General features: G+C 57.0%; 20 protein-coding genes. 7 read left to right on the top strand and 13 right to left on the bottom strand.

Annotated features, from left to right (window positions below; genetic code table 11):
- Positions 1–89 precede the first annotated feature (89 nt).
- On the bottom strand, positions 90–725 hold the full coding sequence (locus tag B5F27_RS12370) for a TetR/AcrR family transcriptional regulator (RefSeq protein ID WP_087368205.1): 636 nt from the start codon (positions 723–725) through the stop codon (positions 90–92).
- Between the two features lie 293 nt (positions 726–1,018).
- On the opposite strand from B5F27_RS12370, the gene B5F27_RS12365 reads away from it, so the two are divergent.
- The 6 genes from B5F27_RS12365 to B5F27_RS12340 all read left to right on the top strand — a co-directional run bounded on the left by B5F27_RS12365 (position 1,019) and on the right by B5F27_RS12340 (position 3,977).
- On the top strand, positions 1,019–1,231 hold the full coding sequence (locus B5F27_RS12365) for a hypothetical protein (RefSeq protein WP_087368203.1): 213 nt from the start codon (positions 1,019–1,021) through the stop codon (positions 1,229–1,231).
- 226 nt (positions 1,232–1,457) lie between these two features.
- Positions 1,458–1,544: an integrase DNA-binding domain-containing protein gene (locus B5F27_RS16590; RefSeq protein WP_242962187.1), complete on the top strand. Its 87-nt coding sequence runs from the start codon at positions 1,458–1,460 to the stop codon at positions 1,542–1,544.
- A 190-nt stretch (positions 1,545–1,734) separates the two neighbouring features.
- Positions 1,735–2,196, top strand: a complete 462-nt coding sequence (locus B5F27_RS12355) for a low molecular weight protein-tyrosine-phosphatase (protein ID WP_087368200.1) — start codon at positions 1,735–1,737, stop codon at positions 2,194–2,196.
- Between the two features lie 64 nt (positions 2,197–2,260).
- On the top strand, positions 2,261–2,497 hold the full coding sequence (locus B5F27_RS12350) for a hypothetical protein (protein WP_087368198.1): 237 nt from the start codon (positions 2,261–2,263) through the stop codon (positions 2,495–2,497).
- A gap of 29 nt (positions 2,498–2,526) precedes the next feature.
- Positions 2,527–3,360, top strand: a complete 834-nt coding sequence (locus tag B5F27_RS12345) for a class I SAM-dependent methyltransferase (protein WP_087368196.1) — start codon at positions 2,527–2,529, stop codon at positions 3,358–3,360.
- An 89-nt stretch (positions 3,361–3,449) separates the two neighbouring features.
- Positions 3,450–3,977 carry a transposase gene (locus B5F27_RS12340; protein WP_087368194.1) on the top strand — a complete coding sequence of 176 codons (528 nt, stop codon included), beginning with the start codon at positions 3,450–3,452 and terminating at the stop codon, positions 3,975–3,977.
- 174 nt (positions 3,978–4,151) lie between these two features.
- Here the strand turns inward: B5F27_RS12340 and B5F27_RS12335 are convergent, their stop codons facing one another.
- From B5F27_RS12335 to B5F27_RS12315, 5 genes are all read right to left on the bottom strand, one after another.
- The gene (locus B5F27_RS12335; RefSeq protein WP_087368193.1) at positions 4,152–6,068 is read right to left on the bottom strand and encodes a fructose-specific PTS transporter subunit EIIC; all 1,917 of its coding nucleotides are present in this window, start codon (positions 6,066–6,068) and stop codon (positions 4,152–4,154) included.
- A gap of 40 nt (positions 6,069–6,108) precedes the next feature.
- Positions 6,109–7,014: a 1-phosphofructokinase gene (gene pfkB, locus B5F27_RS12330; RefSeq protein ID WP_087368191.1), complete on the bottom strand. Its 906-nt coding sequence runs from the start codon at positions 7,012–7,014 to the stop codon at positions 6,109–6,111.
- The gene (locus B5F27_RS12325; RefSeq protein ID WP_087247001.1) at positions 7,011–7,805 is read right to left on the bottom strand and encodes a DeoR/GlpR family DNA-binding transcription regulator; all 795 of its coding nucleotides are present in this window, start codon (positions 7,803–7,805) and stop codon (positions 7,011–7,013) included. Before B5F27_RS12325 ends, pfkB begins: the two co-directional genes overlap by 4 nt.
- A gap of 318 nt (positions 7,806–8,123) precedes the next feature.
- Positions 8,124–8,648, bottom strand: coding sequence for a flavodoxin domain-containing protein (locus B5F27_RS12320; RefSeq protein WP_087368189.1), 525 nt, complete (start codon positions 8,646–8,648; stop codon positions 8,124–8,126).
- Between the two features lie 108 nt (positions 8,649–8,756).
- Entirely contained in the window at positions 8,757–9,518 is a 762-nt protein-coding gene (locus B5F27_RS12315; RefSeq protein WP_087368186.1) for a 4Fe-4S binding protein, read from the bottom strand.
- A 166-nt stretch (positions 9,519–9,684) separates the two neighbouring features.
- Between B5F27_RS12315 and B5F27_RS12310 the strand changes: the two genes are divergently transcribed.
- A complete protein-coding gene (locus B5F27_RS12310) occupies positions 9,685–10,158 on the top strand; it encodes an Rrf2 family transcriptional regulator (RefSeq protein ID WP_087368184.1) in 474 nt (157 codons plus the stop codon).
- A 53-nt stretch (positions 10,159–10,211) separates the two neighbouring features.
- On the opposite strand, the gene B5F27_RS12305 is transcribed toward B5F27_RS12310, so the two are convergent.
- The 7 genes from B5F27_RS12305 to B5F27_RS12275 all read right to left on the bottom strand — a co-directional run bounded on the left by B5F27_RS12305 (position 10,212) and on the right by B5F27_RS12275 (position 19,656).
- Positions 10,212–12,086 (bottom strand): ABC transporter ATP-binding protein, encoded by a 1,875-nt coding sequence (locus B5F27_RS12305; RefSeq protein ID WP_087368181.1) that lies wholly within the window; start codon positions 12,084–12,086, stop codon positions 10,212–10,214.
- The gene (locus B5F27_RS12300) at positions 12,070–13,905 is read right to left on the bottom strand and encodes an ABC transporter ATP-binding protein (RefSeq protein ID WP_087368179.1); all 1,836 of its coding nucleotides are present in this window, start codon (positions 13,903–13,905) and stop codon (positions 12,070–12,072) included. Before B5F27_RS12300 ends, B5F27_RS12305 begins: the two co-directional genes overlap by 17 nt.
- Positions 13,906–13,954: 49 nt before the next feature.
- A complete protein-coding gene (locus tag B5F27_RS12295; protein ID WP_087368177.1) occupies positions 13,955–14,671 on the bottom strand; it encodes a GHKL domain-containing protein in 717 nt (238 codons plus the stop codon).
- A gap of 2 nt (positions 14,672–14,673) precedes the next feature.
- Complete coding sequence (locus B5F27_RS12290) at positions 14,674–15,369, bottom strand: LytTR family DNA-binding domain-containing protein (protein ID WP_087368175.1); 696 nt, start codon at positions 15,367–15,369, stop codon at positions 14,674–14,676.
- 182 nt (positions 15,370–15,551) lie between these two features.
- The gene (locus tag B5F27_RS12285; protein ID WP_087368173.1) at positions 15,552–16,283 is read right to left on the bottom strand and encodes a GNAT family N-acetyltransferase; all 732 of its coding nucleotides are present in this window, start codon (positions 16,281–16,283) and stop codon (positions 15,552–15,554) included.
- 3 nt (positions 16,284–16,286) lie between these two features.
- A complete protein-coding gene (locus tag B5F27_RS12280) occupies positions 16,287–17,018 on the bottom strand; it encodes a response regulator transcription factor (protein WP_087368172.1) in 732 nt (243 codons plus the stop codon).
- Positions 17,011–19,656, bottom strand: coding sequence for a sensor histidine kinase KdpD (locus tag B5F27_RS12275; RefSeq protein WP_087368170.1), 2,646 nt, complete (start codon positions 19,654–19,656; stop codon positions 17,011–17,013). Before B5F27_RS12275 ends, B5F27_RS12280 begins: the two co-directional genes overlap by 8 nt.
- Positions 19,657–19,947: the final 291 nt, after the last annotated feature.

Genomic DNA, 19,947 nt, shown 5'->3' with positions numbered 1-19,947 from the left:
AACCAAGGACATTTGTCCGAGGGCAGCGTTCCTTGTACGACTGAGAGTATTCTGTTGTTTTGTGTCCGCTTGAACATGGAGATTGAACTCTAATCATCTTGTTCTACCTGAGGCATATTCTCTTTGATATGCTGCATCTCATCCACCAGAGCCTTGACTTGGAAGTCCACCATCTCCTCCGCCACTTCTGGGAAAAGAAAGGGCATGGTGTCGGGGATGGCCTTGTGGACCATCATCATGGCTAAAGCCAGATTGCCAAAGAGGCGGGGGTCTATGCTGTCTGTCGGGAGGCCAAAGATAGAGAGCAGGTTGCCATAAAAAACAGTCTGATCCCGCCGGAAAGCCCGGAAATTCTCCTCCGAGAGGCAGCGGTACACCTGCTGTTCTTCCTCAATGGACAAAATGGCAACCCCGCTTTGGGCTCCATAGCAGCAATTTTTCAGGAATGTCTCCACTCCTGCCCGCCAACTGAGGGAGGGATCTTTCATTAGATGCCGCGCGTAATCCAGCAGCCGGGGCTGCTGATATCGCAGGGCTTGGCACACCAGTTCCTCCTTGGAGGCAAAGAGACTGTAGAAAAAGGTTTTGGAGATACCTGTTTTTCGGCACAAAGTTTCAATGCTGCTGTGGATCAGACCCCGGTCCACAATACACTGGAGTACAGCGACCATCAAGGCCTCTTTTACCTGCTCCCGCTCCTGTTCTGAATAGGCTTTCCGTGCCATAAGCCGTCACCACCTTGATAAAGTACAAAATTCGAAAATAGTCTTTATTGATATTATACCGAAGCTGGATGGAAAAGCAAGTCAATTCAAAAAATAAGTTGCTGTTGAAATAAGCCAAGAATAACATTAGGAGAATCAAAAGTGCTTTAGCCTGACGATCCCCGTACTGAAAAAGCATATATGTTAAGGTTGTACATCAGCAGACCAAGAATGTCTGTACTTACTGCCACACCCGCTATGGTTTCGACTACTACATCCAACCTGCTGCGGCTCACCGGGATAGCACCCGCCCTATGTTGCAGCATCTCACCATTGGCCCGGAGTTTGCAGGCAAAATTTCGCCCCTGCGGGAAGAAGAGCGGAAACAGTTGGAGGAAAATATCCTGGCAGACGGGGTGGTTATCAACTCGCTGATCTCCTGGAACGGCGTGCTTGTAGACGGTCACAACCGCTACCATATCCTTCAGCAGTACCCGGAGTTCAGTTCACTACCTAGGAGAAAATAAGCTTCGGACACAGATTGATGAGCACCCTAACGACGATTTCTATGTTATGAACGGGAATCGCACTTTGATCAAGAGGGAAAATTCGAATGCTGTTTAGACCAGGCAACGGTGCTTTGACAATATCAAAATGAACGAGGAATCCTTCCTTGCTAAGCTTGTACGATGAGCCGGACTTGTGATATGATAAAGGTGCAAGTTTGGCTCTCCCTGTGAAGGAGAGATTTCAATGAGTGAAAAGAGGCGCGACCGCCGCAATCGAATTTTGCGGGACGGAGAATATCAACGTAAGAATGTATCGGTTTTGCTATCTTGACAAAGATGGCAAAGGGTAAAATGTGTACAGCTGGCGGCTTGATAAGACAGAAAGAAACACAAAAAAATCCGGAAAGATTTAAAAAGATACGTGGGGGACAGTTCTAAGCCACTTCATCTTGTTTGAACAAAAATAATGTAGAATCGAGCGTTTAAGAAGAAACGTGACGATTTAAAGGAGTTATCTATCTATGACCAAAATCCTGTTCGTTTGCCACGGCAACATTTGCAGAAGCCCCATGGCGGAGTTCATCTTCAAAGACCATGTCCGAAAAAGCGGCAGAGCAGAGGAGTTTGAAGTGGCCTCCTGTGCTACCAGCCGGGAGGAAATATGGAATGGCGTCGGCAACCCGGTCTATCCGCCGGCCAGGGACGAACTTGCCAAACACGGGATAGCCTGCGCAGGCAAACGGGCGGTCCAGCTGACAAAAGCGGATTATAACCACTACGATCTCCTGATCGGCATGGATGAAAACAACATCCGCAATATGATGCGCATTCTGGGGGCGGACCCGGAAGGGAAGGTCCGCAAGCTGATGGATTATACCGGCCGGGGCGGCGATGTGGCCGACCCGTGGTACAGCGACCGCTTTGATATTGCCTATCGGGATATCGAGGAGGGATGCAAAGCGCTGCTGGAGCATCTGACCTGAAACAGCCGTTGTGGGCGCGAAATCAGTGCTCATGGTATAGAGTTTTTCAAAGGAGGTTGTCATTATGAAAAAGTTTTTTGCACTCGCTGACCAGTACATTCAGGAATCCGATTGGAGAATGCTTGCCGCTCTGAAATTCTGTCTGTTCTCCATGGGTGTTCTGGTGGGCAGCTGCCTGACCGCCAAGGCAAAGACCCCGGTCCGTATCCTCTGCAGCCTGGTCTTTTGGGTGACTTATATCCCGCTGATGACCAAGTTTTTCCGCATCGCCGCCCGCAGCTGGAACGCCGGCCGGGCCTGATCTGCGGTAAGACATGGAGAGCCTGAACGATGGATGCCAAGAGAGAATTACAGGATTTCTATCAAAGCTACGACGAGGAAGCCCGCCTTGCATCCCGCTGCGGGAAGGTGGAATATGTCACAACCATGCACTATATCCAGCGCTTCCTGAAACCGGGTATGCGTATATTGGAGCTGGGTGCAGGGACCGGCCGGTACAGCCATGCGCTGGCGCGGCAGGGCTATTCTGTGGACGCTGTGGAGCTGATAGAGCGCAACATCCAGCAGTTTCGCCAAAACACACGGGAAGGGGAACCGGTGACCATTCGGCAGGGCGACGCCACCGACCTGTCGTGGCTGGAGGACAACGTCTATGATCTGACCCTGATCCTGGGACCCATGTATCACTTGTTTGACCCGGAGGATCAGCGCAAATCCTTGCGGGAAGCGGTTCGTGTGACCAGACCCGGCGGCGTCCTGTTTGCGGCCTATTGCATGGCGGACCCGGCCCTTCTGTCTACAGGGTTTGTGCGGGGAAAAATCCAGGATCTCATCGCCGAGGGTTTGACAAACCCGGTCACGTTTCAAACGTTTTCCCGGCCAAAGGATATTTTTCAGCTTTACCGAAAAGAGGACATTGACGCTCTGCGGTCAGAATTGCCCGTCACGCAGCTGGTCTTTGCTGCAGCCGATGGGCTGGGCCATTTTATGCGGGAGACCATAGAGACAATGGAGGAGGACGTGTACCGGCCGTACCTGGACTATCACCTTACCGTCTGTGAGCGCCCGGACATGGTGGGGTGGTCCCACCATACCCTGGACATTTTCCGCAAGAACGAAGATGCTGCACGGATGGGTGAAAGCCCCGGCACCATGGAGCTCTGACGCATTTTCTTGCAAAAAGGTGAAATTCCTCTGCCCACAAGGCGAAATTTGTAGTATAATAAGAAAAAGCGACGGCGGAGGAAGGCAAAATGGCGCAGTTGACGTTCAGCGATCTGGAATACAGCAGGCGAAAGAAAAGCACCCGGCGGGAAAAATTCCTCGAGACCATGAACGGCCTGATTCCCTGGGAGGAATGGGTGGCGGCTGTGGAGCCCTACTATCCGCCGGGCCATCGTGGCCGTCCGCCCATGGGCATCGAAAAGATGCTGCGGATGTATCTTTTGCAGAACTGGTTTCAGCTTTCGGCGGCAGCTGTAGAGGAGACCATCTATGACAGCTACGCCATGCGCAGCTTTATGGGGGTGGATTTCCTGGACAGCGGGGTGCCGGATGCGTCTACGCTGCTGAAATTCCGCCGCCTTTTGGACCGGAAAGGCCTCAGCGCGCAGTTCTCTCTGGATCTGCATCAGCGTCTGGCGGCCAGCGGACAAATCCTCAAGACCGGCGCCATTCTGGACCCGGCCCTGGTCCATGGATCGGCTGCAGCCCAGACCGCCAAAAAGTCGTCCAGAGAAGCCGACAGCGACCCCGAGATCATCCAGCTTGAGATGGCCTGACCGGAACAGAAACATTCCTTGAATCAAACCAAAAAAGAAACCGCCCGTGCTGCAAAAAAGCAAGCAGCTGCGGGCGGTTTTTATGATGGAGGGAAAAGGCAAAGGACCGGCTTGCGCCGGTCCTTTGGGCTGGGAATATAAGAAGGGAGGATTGCTTGGGGATGTGCCGCGGAATTACTCCTGAACTGGCTTCTTGAGCAGACTCAGCAGGAGCGCGCCCACAACGCTGCCGGCGGCCAGAGCCACCACATACAGCAGGGCATTGCCCACCACGGGGAAGACGAAGATACCGCCGTGAGGAGCCCGCAGGGTGCAGCCAAAGAGCATGGAGAGAGCACCTGCGACCGCCGAGCCGATGACGCAGCTGGGCAGGACGCGGAGGGGATCGGTGGCTGCGAAGGGGATCGCGCCCTCCGAGATGAAGCACAGACCCATGATGTAGTTGACAAAACCGTTCTTGCGCTCCTCACGGGTCCATTTCTTCGGGCAGAAGGTGGTGGACAGGGCGATGGCAATGGGAGGAACCATGCCGCCCACCATGACAGCGGCCATGACATCGTATGTGCCGGAGGAGAGGGCCGCGGTGCCAAAGACGTAAGCAGCCTTGTTGAAGGGGCCACCCATATCGATGCTCATCATGCCGCCGCAGATGGCGCCCAGCAAGACCTTGGAGGTGCCGCCCATGGTGTTCAGCCAGGCGGCAATGGCCTCATTGATGAAGCCCATGATAGGGTTAATGGCGCACATGACCACGCCCATGACCAGCATGCCGCCCAGGGGATAGATCAGCATGGGACGGATGCCGTCTACACTGCTGGGGAGTTTTTCGGTGATGTTTTCCAGGAACTTGACCAGATAGCCGGCCACGAAACCAGCCAGCAGAGCTGCCAGGAAGCCGCCCGAGATGCCGGTAGTGCTGCCTTCCATCAGGCCGGAGAAGCTGGTGCCGTTCATGGCCAGGACGCCGCCCACGAAACCGACGGCCAGACCCGGACGATCGGCGATGGACATGGCGATGTAGGCCGACAGGATGGGCAGCATGTAGCTGAAGGCCGCGTTGCCCACCGTCTTGAAGAAGGCAGCCAGCGGGGTGTTCATACCGAAGTTGGCGGGGTCGATGGAGAAATCATCGAACAGGAAGGCCAGCGCGATCAGGATGCCGCCGCCAACCACAAAGGGAAGCATGTGGGAGACGCCGTTCATCAGATGCTTGTAGACGGTGTGGCCCAGGCTGTCGCTGCCGGCGGCCTCGGCGGCAGGCTTGCCGCCCTTGGCGTGAAAGACGGGCACTTCGCCGCTCTCGATCCGCTGAATCAGTTCTTCGGGCTTGTGGATGCCGTCGTCCACCCGGGTGAACAGAACCGGTTTGCCGTCAAAGCGGGCGGTCTCCACGTTCTTGTCGGCGGCCACGATGATGCCGTCGCAGGCGGCGATCTCGTCGGCGGTCAAGAGGTTCTTGGCGCCGCCCGAGCCGTTGGTTTCCACCTTGCAGGGCAGGCCCAGCTTGTCGCCGGCCTTGACCAGGGCCTCAGCGGCCATGTAGGTGTGAGCGATGCCGGTGGGGCAGGCGGTCACGGCCAGAATCCGGTAGCCCTGCGGGGCAATTTTCTCCTGGGTGAAGCTCTCAGAGCCAAACTGCTGCTGCTCCTGGGCGTCGATGCAGTCCAGGAATTCCTGGGGCGTCTTGGCGGCCCGCAGCTGCTCCACGAAATCTTCATGCATTAGCATCTGCATCATGCGGGCCAGCATATCCACATGGAGGCTGCCGTTTTCGGGGGCGGCAATCATAAAGAACAGGTCGCTCTTGCTGTCGTCCTCGGGGTTGTACTGCACCGGATTGCTCAGCCGCAGGACAGCCAGGCTGGGCCGGGTGACGCAGGCGGCCTTGGCGTGGGGAACGGTGATGCCGTTGTCCACGTAGGTGGAGGCTTCCTTTTCACGGGCATAGATGGCGGCCTTGTAGGCGGCCTTGTCGGTGATGTTGCCGTGGTTGCACTGCAGCTCCACCAGCTGGTCGATCACCGCAGCCTGATCGGCTGCCGTGCTGTCCAGAGCGATGGCCTGAACAGAAAACAGTTCGGTAATCCGCATAGAAATCTTCTTCCTTTCTCTTGTGATCAAAACGGTTTTCTTAGAACTCGTTCAGCAGAGCGTCGATTTTTTCTCGGGTAGCCAGGCCCAGCGAAAAGGCGGTGGCGCTGCCTGCGGCAGTGCCCAGCCGCAGGGCCCACTCATAATCGCCCTTTTGCAGATAGCCCGCCAGGAAGCCGGCCACCATGCTGTCTCCAGCGCCCACGCTGTTCAGGACCTTGCCCTTGGGCACGCCCATCCGGTGGGTGTTGCCGTTTTCGTCCAGCAGCAGGGCGCCGTCTCCGGCCATGCTCACCAGAACATTCCGGGCGCCGCGGCTTTGGAGCAGGGCTGCGCAGGCGATGATTTCGGCGTCGGTGGTCAGTTCCCGGCCAAAGATTTCGCCCAGCTCGTGGTTGTTGGGCTTGATGAGGAACGGCTTGTATTTCAGGACGTTTACCAGCAGATCCCGGGTGGCATCCACCACAATCCGAACCCCGCGCCCATCCAGACGGGCCATGATCTTTTCGTAGGTGTCGCCGGCCAGACAAGAGGGGATGCTGCCCGCCAGAACCAGGGCGTCACCGGCCTTCAGGCAGTCCAGCTTGGCGTAGAGCTGCTCCATGTCTGCCTCGCCGATCTGGGGGCCCATGCCGTTGATCTCGGTCTCCTCCGAGGCCTTGATCTTGACGTTGATGCGGGTGACGCCTTCGGTCAGGTGAATGAAGTCGGTGCGGACCCCCTGGTCCCGCAGACCGTCTTCCAGCCAGCGGCCGGTGGGCCCGGCCACAAAGCCCAGAGCGGTGTTTTCGCAGTCCAGAGCCCGCAGCACGCTGGAGACGTTGATGCCCTTGCCGCCGAAGAGATATTCCTCCTGAACGGTGCGGTTGACAGCGTCCAGTTCCAGGCTGCCGGGCAGGTGAACCACATAGTCAATGGCCGGATTGAAGGTAACCGTATAGATCATACTTGACTCTCCTTTTCCTGAGAAATGATTTGTTCGGACGCGTCGCTCTCTTTGATCAGGACGTACCGGCGGTATTTTTCGTTGGGGAGGCGGTTGGTCACGATGGCCGCGTCGGTGAGCTCACAAATCACAGCGGAGTAAATCTTGCCGAATTTGGAGTCGTCCACCAGAAACCAGCTCTCCATGGACCGGCTGATGGCCAGAGTCTTGAGGGCGGCTTCCTCCACGTCGGGGGTGGTGAACCCGCGGTCCAGTGAGACGCCGTTGGCGCCCATGAACGCTTTGGTGAAGTTGTAGCGCCCCACGCTGGACATGGCCGCCGTTCCCACCACCGCCTCGGTGTTGGGGCGGACCTGGCCGCCCAGGGTGTAGACCCTGCATCCCTTTTGGGCCAGCAGGCGGGCGTGGGCGATGCCGTTGGTGACGAAGGTGGCCCGCAGCCCCTGACCCTGCAGGGCGCAGATCAGCTGCAGGGTGGTGCTGCCTGCATCCACAAAGACGAAGTCGTCGGCCTGGATGAATCCGGCGGCCATCTGGCCGATGCTCTGTTTTTGGGCGACGGCCTGGTGCTCTTTGGCGGCCATGCTCTCTTCGTTGGTCAGGAAAGCGTTGTCCGGCAGGGTGGCGCCTCCGTGAACCCGGTTGAGGCGGCCCTGCTGGCTGAGCAGCACCAGGTCCCGCCGGATGGTGGATTCGCTGGCGTCCAGTGCGTCGCACAGCTCCTGTACCGTCACCGAACGCCGCTGGGCCAGGATTTTGAGGATATTGTCAAACCGTTCTTCCGCTAACATCTGAATGCTCCTTTCTGAATCGCGCCCCGCATCCTTGCTTGAGCGGGTTTGGCGGATTGTGATTGGATAGGTGGGTGAGCGTGAACTGTTTTGCTTGTCTGAGCTGAGTATAGCACCAAAAACAGTCAAAGTCAATCAAAATCAATCGTAAAACTTCACAAAGATTTCCTGAAAAAAGCATCACATCTCCTAAAAGACAGAACGATCATTCAAAACCAATCAAAACCGCGCAGAAAACAGCCAGACATAAAAAGAAACCAGCAGGTCAGGTGACCTGCTGGTTTGGTTCGATGGGAATGTCTGCGGCGAATCGGGAATTCAGCCCAGAGCCTCCACAATGGGGTCAAGAGCATTCAGGTCCACAAAGTCGACCTTTTGGTTGAAGGTGTCGATGAGGGCCTGGGTCTCGGCGTTCCGTTTTTCCGGCGGGAGATTCTTTACTTTGTTATAGAGGAGGGTCATCATGGTTTTGTGCTTGAAGCCCAGTCTGGAATAATCAATCCCGCCCCGCAGATGAAAAATTTGGGCGCGGCGGAGAAGCTCCGCCGGGACCTGTTTCTGGATGGATGCGCGGATGCTGTGAATGTTCTCGGGGTCGGACACATCCGCCAGCCCCACCGTCACCAGAATCAGCTGGACGCCGGGGGACAGGGACTTGATGGTTTTCTTCAGTCCGCAGACGCCGCCTGCATACAGGCCGCCAAAATAGATCACCTGGTCGCAGCTGCCCAGATCCGGAGCGGACCGGTAGTCCGCCGCCGGGATGCCGGTCCGGGCGGAACAGGCTTCCGCATAGCGGCGGGTGGTTCCGTATTCGCTGCCGTATACAATCCAACGTTTCATAACCTGTCCTCCCGGATGATTCAGTAAATTGTCATCAGTATAGCACCGAACCTCCTCTTTGAAAAGAGGCCCGCGCAGTCCGCTGCCGGGACGACGGGGGAGAGCCCCTTAGAGGAACAGCTCGTTTTCCTTGCGGTCCGAGCAGACCTTTTTCAGCATGGTGTTGGCGGTGGCCAGCATCACCGGATTGAGCTTCCGCGCGCCGTGGGGGCAGACCGCGACACACCGCATACAGGAGATGCAGGCGTGGCTGTCCACCTTCTGGGGATTGGCCGGGTCAATGGCCTGGACAGGGCAGCTCTGGGCGCAGAGGCCGCAGCTGGCACAGTCCTTGGTGGGCTTGGGTACCATGCCCGAGCCGCCCGCCTTCTTGTAGGGACGATTGCCGGGGATAGCGGGCTGGCTGGTGCGGTCTGCGGCCAGCTTTTCCTGAACCTGTGCCGCAAAGGCAGCCAGCTGGGCGGCGTCCTGCGCATCGGGGCGGCCCGCGGCAAACTGCCGGGCGATGGAATGCTCAGCCACCGCCGCAACGCCTGCCACCACATGGAACCCGGCCGCCTTGGCGGCGTCCTCCAGCTCCACCATGGTGTCCTCAAAGGCACGGTTCCCGTATACCACCATCAGGACGGCGGCTGCGCCGTTGCCGTGGACGGCGGACAGGCGCTGAATGGCCACCGCAGGGACCCGTCCGCCATAGGACGGCACCGCGATGACGGCCAAATCCTCAGCCGACAGGGAAACTGCGCTGAAGTCTGCACGGCTGTCGCACAGGTCCACGGTCTGCACCTGGCCTGCCAGAGCCTGGGTGAAAAGATCGGCGGCTTTCTGGGTGCCGCCGGTGGGGCTGAAATACAATTCGGTGATGTTCATGACTGTCCTTCTCTCTTTGGGGGAATATTCCCGGTTGCATTTTTGAAAAGATGGATTACAATAGGATGTAAAGGAAACCGTTACATCTGACCTTGTCCAGTGTACCACCAGCTGGATGTAAAGTCAATCTTTACATCTTGCGTTCCACAATCCGAGGGGGAGAACCATGCAGATCAGTATCAAGTGCTCCATTGCAGTGCACTGCCTGATATTCATTCATGAGGCAAAGGGAAAAGCGCGGGTGACCAGCGCTCTGCTGGCCCAGAGCACCGGCTGCAACCCGGTGGTGATCCGGACCGTCATCAGCGCCCTGAAAAAGGCGGGGCTGATCTCGGTGGCCCGGGGTACCGGCGGCGCAGAACTGTGCCGGGACCCGGCAGACATCACGCTGTATCAGATTTACCGCGCCCTCAAGCCCGACGGCCTGTCCTGTCTGATTGGAATTCACCCCTGTCAGGGACGGCCCTGCCCGGTGGCGCAGAATATCCGTACGGTGCTTCGCGCTCCTTATCAGAAGATTGAGGATTCGGTCCGCCAGGCCATGGAGGGGATTACCCTGGCCTCCCTTTTGGAGGAGTACCACCGCTGCCTGACTGAGCAGCAGGCCGCAGGGGACAGCGAAACTCGCCCGCAAACTTGAAAACACCAAAGGCTGACAGTGGATGCACTTTGCATCGGCTGCCAGCCTTTTGGTTATTCGGTATAGTATTGGGCCTGGGCCATCCAGAGGGCGTAATACTTGCCGTCCTCGTCGGCCAGCAGGCTGTCGTGTGTGCCCTGCTGAATCACCTGGCCATGGTCAAAGACGGCGATCTCATCACAGAACTTGCAGGAGGACAGCCGGTGGCTGATGTAGACTGCGGTTTTGTCTCCGGCAATGTCGTTGAACTTGGCGTAAATCTCTGCCTCAGCGATGGGGTCCAGAGCCGCGGTGGGTTCATCCAGAATGATGAAGGGAGCGTTTTTGTAGAGTGCCCGGGCGATGGCGATTTTCTGGGCCTCGCCGCCCGATACATCCACGCCGTCCTCGGCGAACTCCTTAAACAGCATGGTGTCGAGGCCCTGGGGCAGGCTGTTCAGGCGGTCGCCGAAACCGGCGTCGATCAGTGCCTGCCGGACCTTGGGACGGTCGTAGGTCTGGGAACCGGCCACGTTATCCCCCAGAGGCTGGGCCAGCAGCTGGAAGTCCTGGAACACCACCGAAAACAGGTTCATGTAGTCCCGGTAGTTGTATTTGCGGATGTCGATGCCGTTCAGAAGGATTTTGCCCTCCTGGGGGTCGTACAGACGGCACAGAAGCTTGATGAAGGTGGTTTTGCCGCTGCCGTTTTCGCCTACGACGGCCATCCGCTCGCCCACTTTAAACTTCATGTTCACATGGCGCAGAGCCCAGACGTCCGAGCCGGGGTATTTGAAAGACACATCCCGGAACTCCACCTCGTATTGACGGTCAGAGCGCTTTTCGGTGGTGAGGGTGCCCTGATACATCTGGTTGGGAATATCCAGGAACTGATAGATGGTCCGCATAAAGACGGTGTTGCTCTGCAGGATGCCCACGCTCTCCACCAGGGTGGAAATGCTGGTGCTCAGGGCAGTGACCGCCCCCACATACTGGGTTATGGAACCGACGCCAAAAGCTCCGGCCCAGGCTTTCAGACATACAAAGACATAGACCAGGCCGGTCAGCACAGCGCTGAGGGAGGAACCCAGCGCCACCCATGCACCCATGGAGCCCCGGGCCATCCGTGCGGCTTTGCCGTTGGCGCCGAAAACGTTGTTGGTGGTCAACAGGTAGTGGTTTGCAATCTTGTGCTGATTGTACATCCGGATGTCCAGACTGTTTTCTTTTTCGTTGGACAGGTAGCTAAACCCATGAAAAATGCGGTTGGTGAGCTTCGCATCATCGGCAAGGGAGACCCAGCACTGGTTGGAGCGGTTGGTGCAGATGGGGGCCAGTACAGCGGCCAGCACCAGCACGACGACCAGAAGGGCGACGAAAAGGGGATGGTTCAGGACCACCAGTCGGCCCGCTGATGCAGGCACCGGTAGGGTGAACAGGCTGACCGTCAGCGCGATGGCTCCCAAAATGCCTGCCGCACCCTTGGCGATTTCTCCGAAAGCTTCCAGCATGAGACAGAAGCCCCAGCCGCCCCATACCTTGTTCTGCCGGACCTGGGAGAGCAGATCATGAGTCTGGGCATTATCCACGTCGGCAAAGTCCAGGGACAGCATCTTGTCGGTGAAAAGCTTTTCCTGGGCCTGGATGTATTGGTCATAGGCAGCTTCTTTCCAGTGGGACAGAGCCCCGGTCAGAAGGACCAGACCGGCAGTGACGGCCAGGGTGATCCCCACCAGCGGCCAGAGGACTTCGGGTCGACGGGCTCCCGCCAGCTCGTTGATAAGCCGGGCCGACAGGTACACGGTGGCATAGGGGCTCAGTGCGCTGACAGCACCGTGGATACCGGCAGCCGCGAAAACGCCGGGACGGTAGGGCCGCAGATCCCGATAGGCCCGCAGATGGATTTGCAAAGTTTCTTTCAGGGTGACTTTCTCAGAGCTGGATTTCATCCAGATCCCTCCCTTCCTGATAATACCGAGCCTGGATGTCGAACAGCTTGGCATAGCTGCCGCCTTTTTTCAGCAGCTGGTCGTGGGTGCCCTCTTCGGCGATGACGCCGTCCTTCACAAACAGGATTCGGTCGCAGAAGCGGGTGGAGGCCAACCGGTGAGAGATGAACACCGAGGACTTGCCGGCGGTCATTTCGCTGTATTTCTGATAAATGTCGTTCTCGGCAATGGGGTCCAGAGCGGCGGTGGGTTCGTCCAGAACCAGGAAAGGCCCGTCTTTGTAGAGGGCCCGGGCCAGCATCAGGCGCTGGGTCTGGCCGCCGGAAAATTCCACTCCGTCCAGATAGACGTTTTTCCCGATGTGGGTGTCATAGCCCTGGGGCAGGGACGCGATCTTTTCGGTGAGACCTGCCTTGGCGATGCAGTCTTTGACCCGGTCCATGTCGATATGGTCCACATCCTGGGCCACCGTCTCGGCCACGGTGATGTCCAGAATGGAACTCTCCTGAAAGACGGTGGAGAACAGACGGTAGTAGTCGGGGCGGTTGAACTCCCGGATGTCAATGCCGTTCAGCAGCACCCGGCCCTCGTCGGGGTCATAGAAACCGCAGAGCAGCTTAACCAGGGTGGTTTTGCCCGCGCCGTTCAGGCCCACCACGGCGATTTTTTCGCCGGGATGGATGGTCAGGTCAATGTCGTGGAGGATGACCCGGTCGGTGCCGGGGTAGCGGAAGGTAACGTGGTCCAGCCGCAGCTCGTAGGAAGGACCCTGAGGGATGGGTTTGCCGCCCTCAAAGCGGAAGGGCTCGGGCAGATGCAGGTATTCCTGGACGCTGGACAAGTCCAAACTTTCCTGCCGCAGAGTGGAAGCCTGCTGCAAAATGCCGGTCACCCAGGTGGAAAAGCCGCTGAAGGCCGAGAAATAGAGCAAAAACTGGGAGGCCGGGAGTCCCTCGGCCAGGGTCAGCTGAATCAGATAGAGATAGGCGATGCCGTTGCGGGCCAATGTCAGCAGAGCGTCCACCGCGCAGGCAACGGTGTAAATCCGCTCCCGCCGGCGGATGAAGGCGGAGTACAGCCGCAGAGTGCTCTGGTAGAGGGAATTCACCCAGTCGCTCAGGCCGAAAATGCGAATATCCTTGGCCAGATGGATGGATTCAGCCTTGTCCCGGACGTATTGGATTTTCTTTTGATAGGAGGCCTCTTCTTCCCGGTGACGGTAGCCCCACTCATTGATCCGGCGGCTGACAAAGAAGCCCACCGCGGTGGTGACGGTTACCGCCAGAACCAGAGCCAAATTCAGCCCCGACACCAGGGCCAGATAAACGCCAAAGCCGGATACATTGAGCAGAAGCTGGGTCAGCGTTTCCCAGATGTGTTCTGCTGGATAGGAATTGGTGGCGCAGGCGTTCTTGGCTTTTTCCAGCAGTTTGAGGACCGCCGGATCCCGGGTGTTGGGGTAGGATGTAGTGCAGGATTTCACGGTGCAGGCATTGATGATGGAGAGCCGCACACCCACCCGGCCGAACATGGTATTGTGTTTGACATAGCCCAGCAGTCCGTTCAGCGCCACCAGCGCCAGGGCAAACAGCCCGATGGTTTCCAGCAGCTGGGACAGGGGAGCATGCTGCTCCACACGGGCCAGCACCATGGGGGCGATAAAGAGCTGGGCCAGATTGAGGCCCAGCGACAGCCCGGCCACTGCCAGGCAGAGCCACAGGACCCCTTTGTGGGTCCGCCAGGCCCATCCGATCATAAACCGGACATTCTGCCCGACGCTGTAGGCGTGCTTTTTCTTGGTTTGATTTGTCTGTGTCATCTTGTTTCACCTCACGCCCAAAGTATAACAAAAGACCCGCCGAAGCGGGTCACTTGGGGGACGAACTGTCGTTTTTGGGGGACGAATTGCTGTCCAGCGGCAGCAGGATCTCGGTGGAGAAGGCGCCGTCCTCGCTGTTGCGGCTCAAATATCCGCCCATCCGCTCCACAACGGCATCCATCCGCACCAGCCCGAAGCCGTGGCCGGCTTCCTGTTTGGTGGTGGCAAAAAGGCCGCCCAGCTTCTTCTGCTTTTTCCCGGCGGTGAAATTGGTAAAGGAGATGTAGAGCTGATTGCCCTTGGTGTCCATATACACCCGGATCAGCCGCTGTTCCGGGGGCAGGGGGAGACTGGCCTCGATGGCGTTGTCAAACAGGTTGCCCAGAATAACGCACAGGTCGATTTCCGAGATGGGCAGGGCATAGGGAATGTGGGCGTCAGCGTGTACCTGGATGTCCTTGGACTTGGCCAGAGAGATTTTGCTGTTCAGGATGGCGTCCGCCATGGCGTTGCCGGTCTTGATGACGGAGTCCACCGTGTTCAGGTCGGTGTCCAGCAGGTCCAGGTAGTTTTTTATGGCCTCCCAGTCCCCGGCGGCAGCATAGGCCTTCATGGTCTGGATGTGGTTGCGGTAGTCATGCCGCCAGCCCCGCATCTGATGGTACATATTGTTGACCTCGGCGTAATGGGTCTCCAGCAGCTCCCGCTGATAGGCTTCCACCTGGCGGTTCATCCGCCTCTGAAAGAATTTGGACAGGAAAGACATATTCAGCACCTCTCAATGATGGCGCGGTTGATCTTGTCATAGTAACCGCGGGGCAGGGGAATGCGTGCGCCGTCCTGCAAAATGGCTTCCTGCCGCGTCACCCTCTGCACAAAGTGGAGATTGACGATATAGGAGCGCCCCAGCTGAAAGAACCGCTCATCCAGCTCCTCTGCCAGCTTGGCCAGAGTGCTTTTGAGGGTATAGTCCTGCCCGGCGTGGATGGTGACATAATTTTGCTGCACCTCAAGATAGCGGATATCCCGCAGAGCCACCCGGACCATTTCGCCCTCCAGTTTCAGGAACAGGGCCCGATCCTCCACCTGCAGCCGCTGGGCGGCCCGGTCCAGGACGTCCATCAGCTTTTCTTCCCGGACCGGCTTCATTAAATAGTGGAGGGCCGATACTTCATACCCTTCGGCGATGTAGTCGGAATAGCCGGTGATAAAGACGATTTGGACCGGGTCTTTGGCCTGGCGCAGCCGCTTGGCCAGGGAAACGCCGTCCATTTCGCCCATTTCCACATCCAGAAGCAGGATGTCGTACTGCTTGTCCTCCGCATAGTGAAACAAAAAGTTCTCGGCGGAGGAGAAGGTCTGCGTCTGGATTTCTGTGCCGCGGGCCGCAGCCCAGCGCTGCACCATGGCGAGAATCAACTGGATATCTTCCGGCGTATCGTCACAAAGCGCAATGTGATACATGAAACCATTCCTTTCTTTGAGTAAAGCGGCCGTGTTTTATTGTAACAGCTTTGCAGCCCCGGCGCAAGAGAAAGCGCCGCCGGCAGCCCGCAAAACCGGGACGTTTATGAGCTATTCTTTCGCTGAATCAAACAAAAAAGCCTGACCTCTTTGCAGAGGTCAGGCGGTTTGAATGGTCGTTTTCAGTCCAGTTTGAGGGTGCTGAAATCGGTGCAGAGGTATTCGTAGACGGTGTCGGTGGTCTGGAATCCCATCCGGGCATACATGTCTTTGGGGGTGTCCTCCGGGTCGGCGTGGAGGTAGAGGACATTGCCTTCCCGGCGGGCGGTTTCGGCGAGATATTTGATCAATGTGGTGGCGATGTACCGATGGCGGTAGTCTTCATCCACCACCAGGCTGTCCATGCAGGTGTATCCGCCGGCGGAATAGGTATAGCAGGAGCCCACCAGCTTGCCGCCCAGATAGGCCCCATGGTAGGTCAGCTTTTCCCGGAGACGCCGGTTGTTCCGCACAGTGAAATCCTCCCCGTACAGGGGGCCGTAATATTTCAGCTCGTGCTGTTCCAGCTGGGCAAAGTCTGGCGCCTGGATGGCAATGTCGGGATTGACCTTCCAGGAAGAAAAATCCGCATCTATAGGCAGAACCATGGTCAGGGTTTCTTCCTGTTCCATTCCAAAGGTGTGTTCCAACGGCTCATAGCCCTCCAGCTTGATGAAGGAATCCCCGCGGGCCTTTTGATAGGCCAGGGCTCTTTGAAATTCTTCCAGAGAGGGCTGGCCGGAATAGATAAAGGAATTGTGGTCGTATTTGTCCCGCAGTTGGTTGTCCTCATGCTTGATGAGATGCTCGGAAAACACCGTAGGGACAGAAAATAAAAGCGAAAATGCGCTGTCTGTATTTCTCGTTTGAATCATGGTTTAGTTTTCTCCGTTGTCGTTTTTTTCGCAGGGCTCGACTTTCATCATGCGGTATCCGACGCCAATGTGCGTCTGGATGTATTGGGGAGAGCCCGGCTCTTTTTCCAGTTTTTTCCGCAAGGTGGCCATAAATACACGCAGCGAAGCCACATCGTTGTCCCAGCTTCTTCCCCAAATCTGCTGTGTGATATAGGTGTGGGTCAGGACTTTCCCCACATTTTTGCACAGCAGACAGAGCAGCTTGTATTCGCTGGGAGTCAAGTGAAGCTCCTGCCCATCCAGAAAGGCGCAGCCCGCCGCATAATCCACCTTGAGCTTGCCGTTGGTAAAGACGGACTCTGTATTGGCGGACCCGACCTGCAGGGCAGCCAGCCGCCGCTGGGTTACCCGCAGCCTTGCGAGCAGTTCTTCCACAGAAAAGGGCTTGGTCAGATAATCATCCGCGCCGGCATCCAGAGCTTCGATTTTGTCGGTGTCCTCGCTCCGGGCGCTGATGACAATGATGGGCACATTGGACCAGGAACGCACTTTGTGAATCACTTCCACGCCGTCCATATCCGGCAGGCCCAGGTCCAGCAGAATGATTTCAGGGTTGTGGGAGGAGGCCTCCAGAACTGCGGACTCTCCGTTCGCCGCAGTCAAAAAACGGTACTCGTGGGCTTTTAAGGTCGTGGTAATCAGGTTGCGGACGGGCGTGTCGTCCTCAACCACCAGAATCAAAGGTTTATTCATGCAGTTCTACCTCCCCGGCTGGCACAGAAAATGTAAAGACGGACCCATGGGGCAGATGATCGGCCACGGTGATTTCTCCTCCATGTGCGTTGACGATGGATTTGCACAGTGCCAGGCCCAGTCCCATGCTGCGGCGACTGTCCGCAATTTGATTGGATACCGTATAAAACATGTCGAAGATATGCGGCTTGGCCTGGTCGGGAATGCCAGGCCCGTTGTCCGCAACCGAAATGTAAATAAAACTCCCTTTGCGCTCCCATCCAATGTCGATGTCAGATCCCGCCGGCGTGTACTTGATGGCATTATCAATGATGTTGATGAGGACCTGAACAATCAGCTTGGCATCGATTTGCGCCAAAAGGTATTCATCGCTGTTTTGCACATGCAGGTGATACTCTGCGCTTTTCCGGTTGATGTGGCGAAGCGCTTCCGCGACGACTTCGTCCATCAGTTCGGTGGATACATGCAGATTCATCCGGCCTTCTTCCAGGCGGCTGACGGACAGCAGATTTTCCACCAGGTTGATGAGCCACATGGCGTCGTCGTAAATGTCGGTGTACATCTGCTTTTTGGTCTTGGCGTCAAACAGATCCCCATTGGAGAGCAGGTTGCTGGCGTTTCCGGAGATCGAAGTAAGCGGGGTGCGCAGATCGTGCGAAATGGACCGAAGCAAATTGGCGCGGAGCTGTTCGTTTTTGGCCAAAACCGCAGCCGCTTCTTTTTCCTCCAGGTTCTTTTGGTTTTCAAGGGCCAGCGCACATTCGCCCAGGACCGAGAGGAGAACACTGGTCTCAAAGGAATCCAGCGGTTTATCCGAGGCGGCAATGCCCACCACCCCATAGACCCGATCTCCTTTTCGAACCGACAGATAGGTGCAGCGGGCGTCGGAAAGGGTCTCGGTTCCCGCGCCGGCCCTTTTGTTGTTGGTCACCACCCATTGTGCCACCTCGCGTTCCTTTTCCGAGGTGTAACAATCGGACGAAGCGGTGTCATCCACAAGGAAGATGTCCGGCGCTGCAAGGTTCTCTTCTTTGATGCGATAGACGATGATGTCGCGCTGGAAGATCTTTAGCAGCTGTTTTGCTGTGACCGAGAGAATTTCCTCCTGCGTCCGGGCCTTCTGGAGGTTCTGATTGGTTTCAAAGAGAAGCTTTGTGCGCCATGCAACCTGAGCCGACCGCTTGGCGTGGGATTTCAGCTTGGAGGCCAGTGAGCCGGTGAGCAGGGAAGCCAGGAACATCACAAGAAAGGTGACCGGGTAACCGCTGTCATAGGCGTGCAGGGAAAACCTGGGGGCGGTGAAAAAGAAATTGAAGGTGAGCACGCTGAAAATGGATGCAAAAAAGCTGCAGATGGAGCTCTTTGTGGACACGGAAACCAGCATGATGCCCAAAATATAAAGGGTGATGATATTGGCGTCGGTGAAGCCCAGATGATAGAACAAAAAGCCGATGAGGGTGGCCAAAACCAGGATCAGTCCGCTTTTGAGCAGGTCCAGAAGGGACAAGGGCGGCAGATGCATAATCTCCCGATGTCGGGTGGCAAACAGATGGTTCATTCCGTTGTCGGGAATAATGTGGATATCCAGCTCCGGCGTGAGCTCAATCAGCCGGTCGGTTAGAGATGCCTTGCGGAACAGGGGCCGGGAAGGGAAGCCGCTGCGGCCCAGCACAATTTTCGTGACCCCTGACAAGTGGGAAAATTCGGAGATTTGATAGGCCACATCGTCGCCGTATACGGTCTCAACGGATGCGCCCAGCTGCTGCGCCAGATGTATGTTGGAGCGCAGGCGCTCTTTGTCCGGCGGTGACATCCACTGAAAGTCCTTTGTTTCCACAAACAGCGCGGTAAACTCACATTTGAAAGCGCAGGCCATCCGCGCGGCGGTGCGGATGATTTTCTCATTGGACGGAGCAGAGGAGAGGCACACCAGAATATGCTCGTGGGAACGATATCCCGTCCCGTTTTGCCCCGCCTGGGTGTACAGAGCGGCCCGGTCTGCGCAGCGGCGCAGGCCAATCTCACGAAGCGCGCTCAACTGGGAGAGGGAATAGCCGGAAAGCAGCTGGACCTTTTTGTGCTCCAGCAGGCGCTGCTGGAGCCTTTCCGGTTCCATGTCGATGAATTCCACCCGTGATGCCCGGTCAAATACGTGGTCGGGGATGCGTTCGGAGATGGAAGAGCCCAGAATGGAGACAACGGTGTCCTGGATGCTCTCAATGTGCTGCACGTCCAGCGTCGTATAGACGTCGATGCCCGCGATCAGCAGTTCCTCGATATCCTGGTAGCGCTTCCGATGGCGGGATTCGCCCCGGTTGGTGTGGGACAGGTCATCGATCAGGATCAGCTGCGGCAGCCTTTGGATGCAGGCGTCCAGATCGATTTCGGATTCTGTGCGCCCGTCCTGGGTGACGGTCTTGCAGCGCACCGCCTCAAAATCTTCGGCCCCTGCTTGAACAGACAGCCATGCATCGCAGGACAGCAGGCCGATCACCACGTCCCGCTCTTCCTGCTTTGCTGTTCTGGCGGCTTCCAGCATGGCGTGGGTTTTTCCGGTGCCGGAAAAATAGCTGGCAAAAATGGTGAGTTTGCCGGGTGCTTTGACTGTGACTCGATCGGATAATGTGGGGGCATCCATGGTCCCGCCCTCCTTTCGCTCCGGTGTATTATAACACACTTTCAAGCGGATTGCCTAAAGAGTTGGCGAATTCATTTCGATTTCAATGCATGAAACAGATGTTCTGCCGGACGACCTGCGTTCTATTCGCCGGATTTCGGCCGCGTCTTCCTACCTTCTTTATAGCCTCATTATCCATATCTCATCTAGAGCAACCCCATAAAATATCAACAATAACCGGCACAAGCAAACCAGTTACGACAGTCCGAAGAAGTAACGGCAGCAAACGCCTGGTATAAAGCAAGGTCCAAG

This window comes from Faecalibacterium sp. An192 (assembly GCF_002160175.1).
Classification (GTDB): domain Bacteria; phylum Bacillota; class Clostridia; order Oscillospirales; family Ruminococcaceae; genus Faecalibacterium.
This window is presented reverse-complemented; position numbering and strand designations above follow the sequence as displayed.

What these genes read in the sequence shown, in the direction of transcription:
- B5F27_RS12285 (WP_087368173.1), bottom strand. Translation starts at nt 16,283, where the DNA reads ATGATTCAAACGAGAAATACAGACAGCGCATTTTCGCTTTTATTTTCT.
- B5F27_RS12365 (WP_087368203.1), top strand. Translation starts at nt 1,019, where the DNA reads ATGTTGCAGCATCTCACCATTGGCCCGGAGTTTGCAGGCAAAATTTCG.
- pfkB (WP_087368191.1), bottom strand. Translation starts at nt 7,014, where the DNA reads ATGATCTATACGGTTACCTTCAATCCGGCCATTGACTATGTGGTTCAC.
- B5F27_RS12325 (WP_087247001.1), bottom strand. Translation starts at nt 7,805, where the DNA reads ATGTTAGCGGAAGAACGGTTTGACAATATCCTCAAAATCCTGGCCCAG.
- B5F27_RS16590 (WP_242962187.1), top strand. Translation starts at nt 1,458, where the DNA reads ATGAGTGAAAAGAGGCGCGACCGCCGCAATCGAATTTTGCGGGACGGA.
- B5F27_RS12280 (WP_087368172.1), bottom strand. Translation starts at nt 17,018, where the DNA reads ATGAATAAACCTTTGATTCTGGTGGTTGAGGACGACACGCCCGTCCGC.
- B5F27_RS12290 (WP_087368175.1), bottom strand. Translation starts at nt 15,369, where the DNA reads ATGTATCACATTGCGCTTTGTGACGATACGCCGGAAGATATCCAGTTG.
- B5F27_RS12345 (WP_087368196.1), top strand. Translation starts at nt 2,527, where the DNA reads ATGGATGCCAAGAGAGAATTACAGGATTTCTATCAAAGCTACGACGAG.
- B5F27_RS12295 (WP_087368177.1), bottom strand. Translation starts at nt 14,671, where the DNA reads ATGTCTTTCCTGTCCAAATTCTTTCAGAGGCGGATGAACCGCCAGGTG.
- B5F27_RS12315 (WP_087368186.1), bottom strand. Translation starts at nt 9,518, where the DNA reads ATGAACATCACCGAATTGTATTTCAGCCCCACCGGCGGCACCCAGAAA.
- B5F27_RS12320 (WP_087368189.1), bottom strand. Translation starts at nt 8,648, where the DNA reads ATGAAACGTTGGATTGTATACGGCAGCGAATACGGAACCACCCGCCGC.
- B5F27_RS12275 (WP_087368170.1), bottom strand. Translation starts at nt 19,656, where the DNA reads ATGGATGCCCCCACATTATCCGATCGAGTCACAGTCAAAGCACCCGGC.
- B5F27_RS12355 (WP_087368200.1), top strand. Translation starts at nt 1,735, where the DNA reads ATGACCAAAATCCTGTTCGTTTGCCACGGCAACATTTGCAGAAGCCCC.
- B5F27_RS12310 (WP_087368184.1), top strand. Translation starts at nt 9,685, where the DNA reads ATGCAGATCAGTATCAAGTGCTCCATTGCAGTGCACTGCCTGATATTC.
- B5F27_RS12350 (WP_087368198.1), top strand. Translation starts at nt 2,261, where the DNA reads ATGAAAAAGTTTTTTGCACTCGCTGACCAGTACATTCAGGAATCCGAT.
- B5F27_RS12335 (WP_087368193.1), bottom strand. Translation starts at nt 6,068, where the DNA reads ATGCGGATTACCGAACTGTTTTCTGTTCAGGCCATCGCTCTGGACAGC.
- B5F27_RS12340 (WP_087368194.1), top strand. Translation starts at nt 3,450, where the DNA reads ATGGCGCAGTTGACGTTCAGCGATCTGGAATACAGCAGGCGAAAGAAA.
- B5F27_RS12370 (WP_087368205.1), bottom strand. Translation starts at nt 725, where the DNA reads ATGGCACGGAAAGCCTATTCAGAACAGGAGCGGGAGCAGGTAAAAGAG.
- B5F27_RS12305 (WP_087368181.1), bottom strand. Translation starts at nt 12,086, where the DNA reads ATGAAATCCAGCTCTGAGAAAGTCACCCTGAAAGAAACTTTGCAAATC.
- B5F27_RS12300 (WP_087368179.1), bottom strand. Translation starts at nt 13,905, where the DNA reads ATGACACAGACAAATCAAACCAAGAAAAAGCACGCCTACAGCGTCGGG.